Raw genomic sequence first — 13941 nt, forward strand, 5'->3', positions numbered from 1 at the left:
ATCCTTATGGGTATGGATATTATTATTATCATTGGTGTTATTGTTGCAGTCATTTTAGCATTTGCAATACTTTTTGCAGCACGTTATAAAACGGTTGGTGCGGATGACGCGATGATTGTTACTGGGAGTTTTTTAGGTGGTAAAAATGTATATAAAGTAGATGATAGTAGTGGCATTAAGATTGTTCGTGGTGGCGGGGCCTTTATTATCCCAATCTTCCAACAATCAGAAAAGATTAGTCTACGCTCACACAGTTTAGATATATCCACACCAAACGTGTACACAGAAAATGGTGTACCTGTTATGGCTGATGGAACTGCGATTATTAAGGTACAAAGTACAACGGAAGGGATTGCAACAGCCGGTGAGCAATTTTTAGGTAAAGATGATTCCGAACTACGTAAAGAAGCTCAAGAAGTGCTTGAAGGTCACTTACGTGCAATCTTAGGTACGATGACTGTAGAAGAAATTTATAAAAACCGGGAACGTTTTGCTCAAGAAGTGCAAACACAGGCAGCTGTTGATTTAAAAAAGATGGGACTTCAGATTGTTTCATTTACCATTAAAGACGTACAAGATGAAAATGGATACTTGGAAGCTTTAGGTAAGCCTAGAATCTCCGAAGTAAAAAGAGATGCTCAAATTGCTGAAGCAAACGCTATGCGTGATGCTCGTATCCAAAAGGCACAAGCTGAGCGAGAAGGAAAAAGCGCTGAGCTATTAAGCGAAACACAAATTGCTGAATCCACAAAAGACAAGGAATTAAAGATTGCAGCATATAAACGTGAACAAGATACAGCTAAAGCAGAAGCTGACATGGCCTATAAATTACAAGGTGCAAAATCCGAACAACAAGTTAAACAAGAAGAAATGCAAGTTCAGTTAGTCGAGAAAAATAAACAAATTGAAATTGATGAGAGAGAAGTTGTCCGTAAACAGCGCCAATATGAAGCTGAAATTTCTAAAAAGGCGGAAGCTGAACGTTATGCTGCAGAACAAAAGGCGGAAGCAGATAAAGTAACTCGCGTTAAAAGTGCCGAAGCGGAAGCAGAGAAAATCCGCTTAGACGGGGAAGCAGAAGCAGAAGCAATTCGTCTCAAAGGTTTCGCTGAGGCAGAAGCAAAAGAGAAATTAGCTGATGCAATGGCTAAATATGGCGAGGCCGCTATCCTTGAGATGATTATTAATATGCTTCCAGAGTTCGCTGGAAAAATTGCGGAACCAATTGGATCTATTGATAAAGTGACTGTAGTTGATAATGGCAATGGTGACGGTGATGGGGCTACTCGTATGAGTAATTACGTTACAAAATTAATGAGTCAACTACCAGAAACTTTAAGAGATGTTTCTGGGGTGGATTTAAAAGGCATGCTGGATAATGTTGCTGCTAAAAATGAGTCAAAAATAAAGGAAAGTCTATCTAATTCCATCCATACCAAACAAGATAATAACACTGGTGATATAGACTAACTCAGATCATTTTTAAACAAAAGGGACCTGAAATTCAGGTCCCTTCTTCAACTAATAATGCTATTTAGAATTTTGGGCTTTCAAACTTACTCTATACTCGGAGCAGAGCCACGAAGATTGGTTATGTCAGATTATTAGATTGTTAGCCCCCAACTAAATTCTTTAGAAAGTATCATTTAACAATCAGTTATATTTTTGCTCTTTTATGACAAGCATCAATTGCTCCGCTTATTAAACCATCAAAATTATTTCTATCTAAAACATCAAGTCCCGCTGCCGTTACTCCACCTGGTGTTGCAACGTTATCTGCTAATTGCTTTGGTGATTCACCAGTCTTAAGCATAGAAGCTGCTCCACCAATCATTTCGGCAACTAACTTTCGGGCTTGTTGTTCTGTAACTCCCGATTCCATAGCACAATTAATTAATGTATCAGCCATCGCATATACAAATGCTGGCGCACTTCCAGTAATGGGAGTTAACTCGTGAATTTGTTGTTCTGTTACCTTCTCGTAAGAACCTATGCCACTAAGCATTTGTTGCAGTAATTCTTCATGAGATGAATTTGTATGCGTACCGCATGTATAAAGCGTCATTGACTTGCCTAATTCAGCTGCGGTATTTGGCATCATCCACGCAACTGGAGTACCTTCTGGTAAAGATTTCTCTAAATATGCTGGATCAATCCCTGCCGCCACCGTAACAATTAAGTGCTTATCTATAAAATTAGCTAATTCATTTAAAAGAGATCCGTGTGCTTCCGGGGGCAATGCTAAGACAATTACATCTGTTGTTTCGATTTCTTCTCTCCAACTCTCTACAATCTCAACACCAAATTTTTCTTTGACGTAGTTTAACCTTTGCTCATCCCCATTATTTGTAACCGCAATATGAAAATCGGATTGTTGAACAAGGCCTTTTATAATGGCCTGAGCCATTCTGCCTGCACCAATAAACAAAACTCTATTGACCGTTGATATCATATTTTCTCCTTCCACGTACCAGGCAAAATTAATACACGCCTATACTTTTATAATTGTACCACTTTTTTGGATAAGAACGAGGATGATTAAGGTTTTTTTGCATAAAAAGTGATGAAAAGTTTCCTTTAAAAAGTATGTTGTCACAAAAGCTACCTTTGACTTAATCTTATATATATACGATGATTGAGAGTATCTTAATCCATTTACATATTAGAGGAGGTGAATACAGATGCTTTTAGAGCTACTTAGTGAAATGCATAGTGATTTTTACCCGGTGTATTTTTACATTTCTTATATGCTATCCGTTATTTGTTCATATGGAGTCTTATATTTCACAAGTCATTACTTAAGTAGAAATAACTCACTTACAAATAAAAACAAACATGCAATTCAACCAAATAAAGACACTTATTTAATATCTCTAAACCTTAATAACGATATTAGAGCTTGGATTACAAGAAAAGTAAAACGAATAGCTGGTCCTGATGATGATACAGACAAACCGTTCTTCTCGTACATTTACACAGTTCACAAAACACGAGGAGGGCAACTATGTTCAAGCAATCTGTATTCACTTTTTTAATAAAATATAATTTCATCTGTATTATAGCTTTACTTTTTATTTTAACTGGATGTCAATCTGCGGCCAGTGGAGAACCAATTGACCCAGAAACAGCTAGTTTTTTTGATCGGTATTTTGTTCTTTCTTTCACCACACTTATAAAAGGGGTCGCAAACTTCTTTGGCGGAAACTACGGATTATCAATTGTTTTAGTGACCTTAATTATTCGGTTAGTTTTAATGCCTCTCATGTTAAAACAATCTAAGGGAAGCTATCAGATGCGCGAAAAAATGGCTATAATGAAACCAGATTTAGATGAGCTTCAATCCAAATATAAATCAAAAAAGGATAGTGACTCGCAGAAAAAAAAGCAACAAGAAATGATGCAACTATATCAAAAACATAATTTCAATCCAATTTCATCGATGGGTTGTTTACCCATGATTATACAATTTCCAATTTTAATCGGTTTTTATTATGCGATTCGCACCACACCTGAAATAGCCACACATTCGTTCCTATGGTTTAACCTTGGTCAGGCCGATCTTGTCATGCCTTTTGTTGCTGCAGCTATTTACTTTGTTCAATTTAAAGTCACTCAGCTCGGAATGGATGAGAAGCAAAGAAAACAAATGGCTTTTATGGGGTTAATATCCCCCCTCATGATTGGCTTTGTGTCATTTAACGCACCTGCTGCATTACCACTTTATTGGACCGTTGGTGGAGTGTTTCTAATTTTCCAGCAACTTTTATCCAAAAAGCTGTATCAACCAAAAAGTAACATGCTAGTAACTAACAACTAAAAAATACGCTCTTTAAAATAAAAAGTACAACTATCCTATAAGTATAAGGACAGTTGTACTTTTTTAAGTTGTTTATGACACATAAACTATAAAGACTGCACTAGCATTTCTTTACTTTTCTAAAATACTTTCCTAGTACAGTGTAAATTGGCGCTACTGAAAAACACTCGCTTAGAATAGCTTTCTATAAATTAGAGAAAAGTCCATATAAAGATTTTACAGGGTTTTCTCTTACTATAATTAGAAAATCACTACTAGTGAAGGCAGAAAACGTAGACTCCTACGGGAACAGCGCGAGCTGAAGATCCACCCAGAAGTGGTCTTCTTCTGAGTTAGCTGAAGCCGCGCCCGTGGAAAGCGGAGTATTCTGCCGGAGCGATGGTTTAAGCACCCCATTAAAGATCAATAGATAGTAAACCCACGATAAAGTTAGTGCAAACTTTGTATCAAGTTTGAAGGTTGTACAGTAATATTGTCTAGGAAAAGATACTTAATTTAACAATAAATAGGTGGTTGGCATACATTAAATACGAATTAAATAAAAAGGAGCGAATCCCATTGGAAACTAAACAACTTGCTTGGCACGAGTCGTTGGAACTACATGAACTAACTGCATTTCAATCAATCGGTTTAATCAAATTAAAAAATGCTTTACCCATGATTAAAAAGAAAGAATTAAAAGTATTATATCAACAAGCCATTTCAGAAATGGAAGCTAGTCTAAAAGAACTTCTACATTTCTACCAATCCGTACCAACTCAAAGGTCAGATGATCAGAATACAGAAGAAAGGAATAATATGAAAGAAACACTCTATGAAGGTGATCTCCTTCTTTTGGCTAAAACAGCAGTTAGAAATTACAGTATCGCAATCACAGAAACTGCAACACCCACTTTAAAGGAAGTTCTAATTAAACAATTAATGAAATTGATAAAATTGCATGATTCTATTTTTCAATATATGAATAAATCAGGAGATTATCCTGCTTATGACTTAAATAAATTATTTAAAAATGATATAACCTTGGCAAATAAAGCTTTAAAATTATAATTAATTAAAATGAAAAACCCCTTCTCAGATTTTTATCTAAAAAGGGGTTTAGTCTTATACTGCTTTTGGTTTTAACTCGACATCTATATTGCCTCTTGTTGCTTTAGAATATGGGCAGAAGTCATGAGCTTCTTTTGCAAGTTCTTCTGCTTCTTCTTGGCTAACGCCTTTAATTTCTACATAAAGTGTTACGCCAATTTTAAATCCTCCATCTGCTGTATCCTTAAGGAAACTAACTTCTGCAGTTATGGATGATTCAATCTTTTTCTTCTTTTCATTTGCCTTATGATTAAGAGCACCATCATAGCATGCTGCATAACCTGCTGCGAATAACTGCTCAGGATTTGACCCTTTTTCGTCTGACTTACCTGCTGGATTAACTAATTTCAAATCGATTAAACCATCGTCTGATTTAACATGGCCATCACGACCACCTTTTGCTGTAGCTTGAGAAGAAAAAATTACATTACTCACATTATCCACTCCTTTTATTTAATTAGACTTATTTCAAAGTCTTATATTAAATCAATTCTACTCTATCTATTCCTTTTCCTACCAAATGTTAAACAAATAACAAGAAAAAAGTTAAAACTTTTTTTAATTTACATACCGTTAACAAATAGTGCCTTTTAATGATTAAACTCAAAATAGTAATATACATACAAGCAAAAGCACCAAACCATAAATGATTTGGTGCTTTTTATTAAGCTTTTATTGTAATATTTTCACTCTATTTAAAATAGCAACGGCGTTTTCAACTCGTTCTTCTGAAGGAGGCTCTACTCCTGCAAGTTTATACTCTAAACCGAGGTTCTCCCATTTATATATCCCTAGCTTATGGTAAGGAAGCACTTCTATTTTCTCTACATTACCTAACGTTTGGATAAAATCAGACAATGGATATAAATATTCATCAAAGTCACTTATACCAGGTACTAATACATGACGAACCCAGACAGGAACCTGTTTTTCTGAGAGATAATTTGCTAAATCGATAATATGTTCATTAGACATTCCTGTTAGTTCTTTATGTTTGGTGGGATCAATATGTTTTAAATCCAGAAGAACTAAATCTGTTAATTCAAGTAACTCATCAAGATTTTTCATAAAGCGAGGAGAGCGACTAAAACAACCACCAGAACTATCAATTGTGGTATGAACACCCAACTTTTTCAATTCTCTAAATAACTCAATTAAGAATTCTAGTTGTAGTAAAGGTTCCCCACCACTCACCGTCACGCCACCATTTGTCGATTGAAAGAATGGAAGATAGTCTTTTATATCTTTAACAATCTCTTGCACACTCATTTCTTTACCCTGATTAATTTTCCAAGTATCAGGGTTATGGCAAAACTGGCACCGTAGCAAGCACCCCTGTGTAAATATAACGTAACGTAGACCTGGACCATCAACAGTTCCACAAGTTTCTATTGAATGAATTCGACCTTTCATGTTGTCACCCTCCTCGCTTTTATTGGGAACGAGGGGGAAAAGCGCCCCCTCTGGAATGTTTACTCTTATACATATACCATTTCTGTACTTCCTATCTGTCTTCCATCAATGAAAAATCATTTCGTATTATTCACAAAATTTTGAAGCAAACAATCACTGAAACAAATGCATTTCTTGTTTCGAAAGTTCTTCTACTTTTTTACATACTTTCGTGGAATGTACGGTTAATAACATCGATTTGCTGTTCTCTTGTTAACTTAATAAAGTTAACCGCATACCCTGATACACGAATTGTTAGTTGTGGATATTCTTCTGGGTGTTCCATTGCATTAAGCAAGGTTTCTCGATCAAATACGTTTACGTTTAAGTGATGTCCTTTTTTAATCACATATCCGTCAAGCATTCCAGCTAAGTTCACTTCTCTAGTTTCTTCTTCCTTACCAAGTGCTTTAGGTACGATAGAGAAAGTATTGGAAATACCGTCTAAAGCATATTCATATGGCATTTTAGCTACTGAACTTAATGACGCTAATGAACCGTTGCTATCACGACCATGTAGTGGATTTGCACCAGGAGCAAATGGTTCGCCTGCTTTACGTCCATCTGGTGTATTGCCTGTCTTCTTCCCATAAACAACGTTAGAAGTGATTGTCAAGATTGATTGGGTGTGTTTAGAATTACGGTAAGTTTTATGTTGCTTAATCTTATTCATGAAACGTTTTACTAGATCAGCAGCAATTTGGTCGACACGATCGTCATTGTTACCGTATTTAGGAAAATCACCTTCAACTTCATAGTCCACCACAAGACCATTTTCATCACGTATTGTTCTAACCTTCGCAAATTTAATTGCACTTAATGAGTCAGCAACTACCGATAGACCTGCAATACCACAAGCCATCGTACGAAGTACTTCACGATCATGTAACGCCATTTCAATTCGCTCATAGCTATATTTATCATGCATGTAATGAATAACATTTAATGCATTTACGTAAAGACCGGATAACCAATCTAACATCGTATCGTACTTTGCCATTACTTCATCATACTCTAAATATTCTGATGTAATAGGTGCGTAATTTGGAGCTACTTGAACTTTTAATTTTTCATCTACTCCACCGTTAATGGAGTATAGTAATGCTTTAGCAAGGTTAGCACGTGCACCAAAGAACTGCATTTGCTTACCAATCGCCATTGCAGAAACGCAACAAGCAATCCCATAGTCATCCCCATAAATATCTCTCATTAAATCGTCATTTTCATATTGGATAGAACTTGATTTAATAGACATTTTCGCACAATACTTTTTATAATTATCAGGAAGTTTAACTGACCATAAAACAGTTAAGTTCGGCTCAGGTGCTGGACCTAAGTTATCCAATGTGTGTAAGAAACGGAACGAGTTCTTCGTTACCAACGGACGACCATCTTGAGCTATACCACCAAGAGATTCTGTAACCCATGTCGGGTCTCCACTAAATAACTCATTGTATTCAGGAGTTCTTGCGAATTTTACAAGACGTAACTTCATCACAAAATGATCAACAAGTTCTTGTGCTTCACTTTCCGTCAATACACCATTTTCAATATCTCTTTCCACATATATATCTAAAAATGTGGATACACGTCCAAGTGACATCGCAGCTCCATTTTGCTCTTTTATTGCAGCTAAATATCCAAAGTATAACCATTGGAAAGCTTCTTGCGCTGTAGTAGCAGCTTTGGAAATATCAAAACCATATGCCTTACCTAGTTGTTTTAATTCACCTAATGCGCGAATCTGTTCTGAAGTTTCTTCGCGATCACGAATGACATCTTCAGACATTGTGCCATTACCAATTAAATTCAATTCTTTTTTCTTTTCTGCAATTAGGTGGTCAACACCATAGAGCGCAACTCTGCGATAGTCACCAATAATTCTTCCACGACCATAAGCATCAGGTAAACCTGTTACAATACCTGCTTTACGTGCCATTCTCATTTCAGGTGTGTATGCATCAAAAACACCTTGGTTATGAGTTTTACGATATTCAGTGAATACTTTTTCAACTTCCTCATCAATTTTAAATCCGTACGATTCTGCTGCTGCAACTGCCATACGCATCCCACCGTATGGTTGTAAGGATCGTTTAAATGGTTCATCTGTTTGTACACCGACTACTTTTTCTTTATCCTTATTTAAATATCCAGGTCCATGTGATGCAATTGTAGAAACAATTTTTGTATCTAAATCTAGCACACCACCATTTTCACGCTCCTGTTTTGTAAGATCCATTACCCGATCCCATAAAGCTAATGTATCTTCTGTTGGCTCAGCCAGAAATTGATCATTTCCTTCATATAGAGCAAAGTTTTTCAAAATAAAGTCACGAACATCTATTTCTTTTTGCCATCTTCCTTCTTTAAAACCATCCCAAGGGTTCTGTTGCAACACTTCTTCAGCTACTTTCATTTTTGTTGCCTCCTTATTATGATTAATCCCATTGTTCAATAGTGAACAAATTAATATCTTAAGTTGATTATATACCTTCGGATGAATTTCCGAATGTGATAAATGTCACATTTAAAAACTGTTATACTAAATGTTCTTAAAATGTTCATATTTTAAATCATAGAGATACTAATTTTTCGGATAAAACGGAACCTTTATTAATTAAGGGTTTATTCTTTAAAAGAACGAATAATTACACCCTTGTTTATTTGCAAACGACAACTGTACTAACCTGTTATATTAACATTTAAACAAAATAGTAGTACAGACTTCTTTTGTTCTACTGACACTTTTATTGTATAGCTTCATCTATCTAGCAAAACCTAAAGTATCAGTGAAGAGGAGGAATAATGTAGTGGAAGAAAAAAATGATATACATTCAGAAGATACAATTATATTTGAAGACGACCAAGGTAATGAAACGACCTTTATGGTAGATGCAGTTATTGAAATGAATAAAGCTGAATTTGTTCTCTACTCAGATGGGGATGAATTATTAGTTAGTAAAATAATTCGTCAAGGTGATGAAGAAACCCTTGAAGATGTATCCGACGAAGAGATGCAAGACATCATTCAGGAATATGAAAAAACTTTAAATGGAGAAGGAATGTAACTTGAATTTGGATAGTAGCTTACTTTATGCAGTTAAAGCAGTAGTTGATGCGAGAGAATCAATAGAAATTGGTGATAACCATTCATACAGTAACTCTCGAGAAAGAGATGAAATTCACATGAATAGTTTGGAGCATTTGATTACTAATGTACAAATTGATCCAGCAAACATTGAAGAAAGGCATTTACTTCAATACGCAACAGGTTTACTAACAGAAATACACACTAAAAAAACTAACTAGTAAAGGCACACTGCTTTATATGCAGTGTGCCTTTTAATCATTTCTTCTTTATTCTGTATTATTTCAATTTTTTTCTGAATAGAATGATACAAGCTTTCGTTAAAGGAGAGAGAATGTCATGGGTATTTTTTTCAGCTATATATTTCTTGGATTATCTCTAGCTGCACCAATAGGACCGATTAATGCAGCCCAATTAGATAAAGGGATAAAAAATGGATTTCTTCATGCATGGTTTATTGGGTTAGGGTCTATTAGCGCTGACCTTATCTACATGTTAGCAGTTTATTTTGGAGTGGTTAGTTTTTTAGAAATACCTTTAATGAAAACATTCCTTTGGTCATTTGGGAGTTTCGTTTTAATTTATACAGGTATTGAAAGCTTATTACATGTAAATAAAATATCTATGGTGGACAAGCGTGACAAAACCAGTTCCCTATTAAAGACATTTTTCACTGGTTTTTTCCTGTCGTTATCCAATCCACTCACCATTCTTTTTTGGCTAGGGATATATGGATCTGTGCTAGCACAGACAGTTTCTAAATATGATGCTACACATCTGGCTTTATATAGTAGTGCCATTATTACTGGTTTACTGTTATGGGATTTTACAATGGCAATTGTGTCGAGTAGTTTTCGCAAATTCTTAACCGATCGAGTTCTCGTATGTATTTCAGCATTGTCCGGATTATCTCTTGTTGGGTTTGGCATTTATTTTGCAATCCAAGCATGCAATCTTTTATTTAACTCATAGTGTGTGTCACCTTTTCGCCCTTTTTTAATAAGTTATCTTAGAAAGGGGTGCTACTTGTGCATTTATTTACCCAAGCACAACTAAATCATAACATGTTTAACTTCAAAGAATGGGAACTACGTGCATATCATACATTTTACGAAATGTTATCTACTAAGGAAATCATGTTCCCATGTATTCCAGCAACGCAAGGAGTACATTTAGGACAATTTCGATATGGATTCATAAATCATCCAAACGATACTTCAACTGCTACACAAGTTGCAGCGATATTGAAACAATATAGCCTAGAATATAAAACTATTGGCGATTATACGTCACTAATTATTTTTTTCAACCATCAGGATAATTCTGATGAAGAAAATGTTATTTCATATGAAGACAAATTCTGGAATCTATTAAATGAAGTTAGTTTGTTAGATGAAAAAGAGTGGCCGAAGGAAATACCTAAACATGCGCAGCATCCTCTTTGGGAATTTTGCTTTCATGAGGAACGTTATTTTGTGTTTTGCGCTACACCAAGTCATGTTAAGAGGCGTAGCAGAAGCTTTCCATATTTCAACTTAGCTATTACCCCTCGCTCAGTTTTTGAAAAATTCAAAACACAACCAAACTCACAAGCAGTGAAAAGGATGATTCGAAAACGCTTAAACAATTATGATTCAATAGCGCCACATCCATCCTTAAAAGAATATGGAGAAGAAAATAACTACGAAGCAGACCAGTATTTCTTGCGGGATGATCAATCAAAACAATCCAAATGTCCTTTTCATTAGAAAAGTCAAGGAGCCCATATTTCTATCATGGACTCCTTGACTTTTCGCTTAATAAATTTAGAGAACTGGTAATAACTTTGCAAAGTCTCCTGCTTATACACAACTAAAAGAACTGCATACGTTTAAGTACACAGCTCCCAACTCCTTCTTGTTAAGTATTAGCTTCCTCTTTTGCCTGTTGGGAAGCACGTTCTTCAGCCGGAGTAGTTCCTTTAAGTAAAAATGATAATACCAAACCAATTAAGGAAAGGCCTGTCGCTACATAAAATGCAATATTAACACCATGAATGGATTCACTAGGGGTAGCATCTGCTCCTGTGTCTAAGGCCGCACTTGTCATGACAGTAACAAGGATAGCTGTTCCAATTGATGCTGCAACTTGACGCATTGTATTATTCATCGCCGTACCGTGTGGTATTAAGTTTAATGACAATGAATTCAGGCCTGCAGTTGTTACAGGCATCATTACCATTGACATTCCAAACATACGAATACCAAATACAATCGTTAAGTAGGTTAGTGAAGTGGATGTTGACAAGTTCGTAAACAGAAATGTCGTCACTGTCATTAAAGTCAAGCCAGTTATGGTCAACCACCTCGCACCAATCTTGTCAAATATCCGTCCAGTTATCGGCGACATAATGCCCATTAGTATTGCTCCAGGCATAATCATTATTCCTGATTCTAATGGAGTAAATCCAGCCATTCGTTGCATATAGATTGGTAGAATTGTTTCAGAACCAATCAACCCCATAAATACAATCATTCCAATTATCGTAGTAATTGTAAAAGTTTTATTTTTGAACACCCTAAATTCAAGTATAGGCTGTGTTAATTTAAATTGTCTTAATATAAATATCGTAAGCGAAATAGCACCAATGATTATAGAACCAATGACATATATACTCTGCCAACCATAATCCCCGGCACTACTAAATCCATATAACAATCCACCAAATCCGATTGAAGATAGTATAATCGATAAAATATCTACTTTAGGAAAAGTTTGCTTCGTAACATTTTTCATAGCAAAATAGGCAAATAAGATATCAATTAGTGCAATAGGGATAATAATATAAAATAAAACCCGCCATGGATAGTTTTGAACAACATAACCTGATAAAGTAGGTCCAATCGCGGGGGCGAAAGATATAACTAAACCAACTAACCCCATCGCAGCTCCACGCTTTTCAATCGGAAAAATTGTGAAAAATACTGTCATCATTAATGGTAGCATGATTCCTGCACCACTAGCCTGAATAACCCGACCGAAAATCAGTACACCAAAGGTCGGTGAAACTGCACAAACGACTGAACCAATTGTAAATATAGACATTGCGGAAATAAATAGCTTGCGTGTCGTAAATGTTTCAATTAAAAAAGCAGTAATCGGGATCATTACGCCGTTAACGAGCATAAAAATTGTTGTTAACCACTGTGCTGTGTTTTCCGTTATCCCAAAGTCTTCCATTATATGTGGGATGGCTGTCGCCATTAAAGTCTGGTTCAGTATTGACACAAAACCACCTGTAAGTAGAACGGCAACAATTAATTTTATGTTTAAATTTTGTATTCCTTCTTTTTGTTGTTCCATAATATTTTTCATCCCCTTTAACCTTAAAACTATCGATTATCAATCAGTAACATTTGTAACGCTTTAACTTCCTTAGAAAATGCTGACCATTTTCCTAAATACTCTATTAATGCTTCGATTAAAAATACTCTAGACTCCGTACTTTTTAACTCTTCTTCTAAAAGAGCAATAGTCGAACCAATATCATTTCTGATTTTTTCATCCTGTGTAACATCTTTTATTCTCTGCTTTAATTGATACAATAATTCAGTAACCAGGTCTTCTTCGGATACCAAGTTGTTTTTTTCTGCCATTTCCTCAAATTCTTTCATCATTTCATTCGTTAATACTGGAATAATATGATCCGCTTGATTAATCATTGCTTCAATACTAAACACAGCAAAGTCAGCAACACGTTCTGCATTTACATTAATTTTTTCATGTATTAATAGATGAATATATTCTTTTAGCAACCCCTGTAAAGTGATAACTAAATCCCATATATACGGTTCAATTTTAGACCCATAAACTTGAATCAACACTGATTTATGCCAATCAATCATCTCTGCTCTAATCTTACGCATTACTGGTCCAAATTGTTTATTTTTATCGACTGGTAATGATTTTGAAATTAAATTAAAGTAGTCTTTATTTTCCAAGATCCCTTTGAACTCAATAATAATCATATTTCGTAATTTCTCTTTGGGCACAAGAGAATTATCAATATTTATGTATTTAGCTTTACTGAACATATTGTCATGATTATATTTAAAAACTTGAATTAGCAAATCTTCTTTTGACTCAAAGTTTTTATATAAAGACCCTTTTGAGATTCCGCAACCCGATGCAATTTCTTGCATAGAGGTAGAGAAATAACCTTTTTGAGAGAATAGTTTAATTGCAGCTTCCATAATTTCAGTGCGTTTCTGATTCATAATACATCACCTAATTCTTCATTAATATTAACAGCATCTTGTTTTAAAACATGGGCATTTTACAACTAGGTAAATAATTTAGTGACTTATAAGTCGTTAGAGAACCGTTCAGTTCTATTGCACATAACAAAAATTATAAATATAACGATAGGTTACTGTCAAAGTATCTGTTTAGCACAACAAACACCTAAAAGATATGATTGAATATCGTAAACAAGGAGTGTTTATTTTAGAAGGAG

At 35.2% G+C, this 13941-nt stretch carries 14 protein-coding genes; 8 read left to right on the forward strand and 6 right to left on the reverse strand.

Translation table 11 applies throughout. From position 1 onward, the window contains the following. Positions 1-6 precede the first annotated feature (6 nt). The gene (locus QQS35_RS11745; RefSeq protein WP_407933962.1) at positions 7-1470 is read left to right on the forward strand and encodes a flotillin family protein; all 1464 of its coding nucleotides are present in this window, start codon (positions 7-9) and stop codon (positions 1468-1470) included. 187 nt (positions 1471-1657) lie between these two features. Here QQS35_RS11745 and proC read toward each other — a convergent pair whose 3' ends face one another. Next, on the reverse strand, positions 1658-2452 hold the full coding sequence (proC, locus tag QQS35_RS11750; RefSeq protein WP_285932336.1) for a pyrroline-5-carboxylate reductase: 795 nt from the start codon (positions 2450-2452) through the stop codon (positions 1658-1660). A gap of 229 nt (positions 2453-2681) precedes the next feature. Between proC and QQS35_RS11755 the strand changes: the two genes are divergently transcribed. The 3 genes from QQS35_RS11755 (at position 2682) to QQS35_RS11765 (ending at position 4867) form a co-directional block, all read left to right on the forward strand. Next, a complete protein-coding gene (locus QQS35_RS11755; protein ID WP_285932338.1) occupies positions 2682-3035 on the forward strand; it encodes a hypothetical protein in 354 nt (117 codons plus the stop codon). After that, positions 3005-3817 carry a membrane protein insertase YidC gene (gene yidC / locus QQS35_RS11760; RefSeq protein ID WP_285932339.1) on the forward strand — a complete coding sequence of 271 codons (813 nt, stop codon included), beginning with the start codon at positions 3005-3007 and terminating at the stop codon, positions 3815-3817. The genes QQS35_RS11755 and yidC overlap by 31 nt, the downstream gene beginning before the upstream one ends. Positions 3818-4375: 558 nt before the next feature. Beyond that, positions 4376-4867: a spore coat protein gene (locus tag QQS35_RS11765; RefSeq protein WP_285932340.1), complete on the forward strand. Its 492-nt coding sequence runs from the start codon at positions 4376-4378 to the stop codon at positions 4865-4867. Positions 4868-4921: 54 nt separating this feature from the next. Here QQS35_RS11765 and QQS35_RS11770 read toward each other — a convergent pair whose 3' ends face one another. The 3 genes from QQS35_RS11770 to pflB form a co-directional block, all read right to left on the reverse strand. Further along, positions 4922-5341 carry an organic hydroperoxide resistance protein gene (locus QQS35_RS11770; RefSeq protein WP_285932341.1) on the reverse strand — a complete coding sequence of 140 codons (420 nt, stop codon included), beginning with the start codon at positions 5339-5341 and terminating at the stop codon, positions 4922-4924. Positions 5342-5578: 237 nt separating this feature from the next. Next, positions 5579-6319, reverse strand: a complete 741-nt coding sequence (gene pflA, locus QQS35_RS11775) for a pyruvate formate-lyase-activating protein (protein WP_285932342.1) — start codon at positions 6317-6319, stop codon at positions 5579-5581. 199 nt (positions 6320-6518) lie between these two features. Then, entirely contained in the window at positions 6519-8774 is a 2256-nt protein-coding gene (gene pflB / locus QQS35_RS11780; protein ID WP_285932343.1) for a formate C-acetyltransferase, read from the reverse strand. 394 nt (positions 8775-9168) lie between these two features. Between pflB and QQS35_RS11785 the strand changes: the two genes are divergently transcribed. From QQS35_RS11785 to QQS35_RS11800, 4 genes are all read left to right on the forward strand, one after another. Next, a complete protein-coding gene (locus tag QQS35_RS11785) occupies positions 9169-9426 on the forward strand; it encodes a DUF1292 domain-containing protein (RefSeq protein WP_285932345.1) in 258 nt (85 codons plus the stop codon). A gap of 1 nt (position 9427) precedes the next feature. Then, on the forward strand, positions 9428-9667 hold the full coding sequence (locus QQS35_RS11790; protein ID WP_285932346.1) for a hypothetical protein: 240 nt from the start codon (positions 9428-9430) through the stop codon (positions 9665-9667). Between the two features lie 118 nt (positions 9668-9785). Beyond that, positions 9786-10418: a LysE family transporter gene (locus tag QQS35_RS11795; RefSeq protein WP_285932347.1), complete on the forward strand. Its 633-nt coding sequence runs from the start codon at positions 9786-9788 to the stop codon at positions 10416-10418. A 56-nt stretch (positions 10419-10474) separates the two neighbouring features. After that, positions 10475-11194 (forward strand): YqcI/YcgG family protein, encoded by a 720-nt coding sequence (locus QQS35_RS11800; RefSeq protein ID WP_285932348.1) that lies wholly within the window; start codon positions 10475-10477, stop codon positions 11192-11194. A 151-nt stretch (positions 11195-11345) separates the two neighbouring features. On the opposite strand, the gene QQS35_RS11805 is transcribed toward QQS35_RS11800, so the two are convergent. Continuing rightward, complete coding sequence (locus QQS35_RS11805) at positions 11346-12788, reverse strand: MDR family MFS transporter (protein ID WP_285932349.1); 1443 nt, start codon at positions 12786-12788, stop codon at positions 11346-11348. Positions 12789-12817: 29 nt separating this feature from the next. After that, entirely contained in the window at positions 12818-13702 is an 885-nt protein-coding gene (locus QQS35_RS11810) for a TetR/AcrR family transcriptional regulator (RefSeq protein ID WP_285932350.1), read from the reverse strand. Positions 13703-13941 lie beyond the last annotated feature (239 nt).

It is taken from the genome of Aquibacillus rhizosphaerae (assembly GCF_030282825.1).
In the GTDB taxonomy this organism is placed as follows: domain Bacteria; phylum Bacillota; class Bacilli; order Bacillales; family Amphibacillaceae; genus Aquibacillus_C; species Aquibacillus_C rhizosphaerae.

What these genes read in the sequence shown, in the direction of transcription:
- QQS35_RS11755 (WP_285932338.1), top strand. Translation starts at nt 2,682, where the DNA reads ATGCTTTTAGAGCTACTTAGTGAAATGCATAGTGATTTTTACCCGGTG.
- pflB (WP_285932343.1), bottom strand. Translation starts at nt 8,774, where the DNA reads ATGAAAGTAGCTGAAGAAGTGTTGCAACAGAACCCTTGGGATGGTTTT.
- QQS35_RS11810 (WP_285932350.1), bottom strand. Translation starts at nt 13,702, where the DNA reads ATGAATCAGAAACGCACTGAAATTATGGAAGCTGCAATTAAACTATTC.
- QQS35_RS11795 (WP_285932347.1), top strand. Translation starts at nt 9,786, where the DNA reads ATGGGTATTTTTTTCAGCTATATATTTCTTGGATTATCTCTAGCTGCA.
- QQS35_RS11805 (WP_285932349.1), bottom strand. Translation starts at nt 12,788, where the DNA reads ATGGAACAACAAAAAGAAGGAATACAAAATTTAAACATAAAATTAATT.
- yidC (WP_285932339.1), top strand. Translation starts at nt 3,005, where the DNA reads ATGTTCAAGCAATCTGTATTCACTTTTTTAATAAAATATAATTTCATC.
- proC (WP_285932336.1), bottom strand. Translation starts at nt 2,452, where the DNA reads ATGATATCAACGGTCAATAGAGTTTTGTTTATTGGTGCAGGCAGAATG.
- QQS35_RS11745 (WP_407933962.1), top strand. Translation starts at nt 7, where the DNA reads ATGGGTATGGATATTATTATTATCATTGGTGTTATTGTTGCAGTCATT.
- pflA (WP_285932342.1), bottom strand. Translation starts at nt 6,319, where the DNA reads ATGAAAGGTCGAATTCATTCAATAGAAACTTGTGGAACTGTTGATGGT.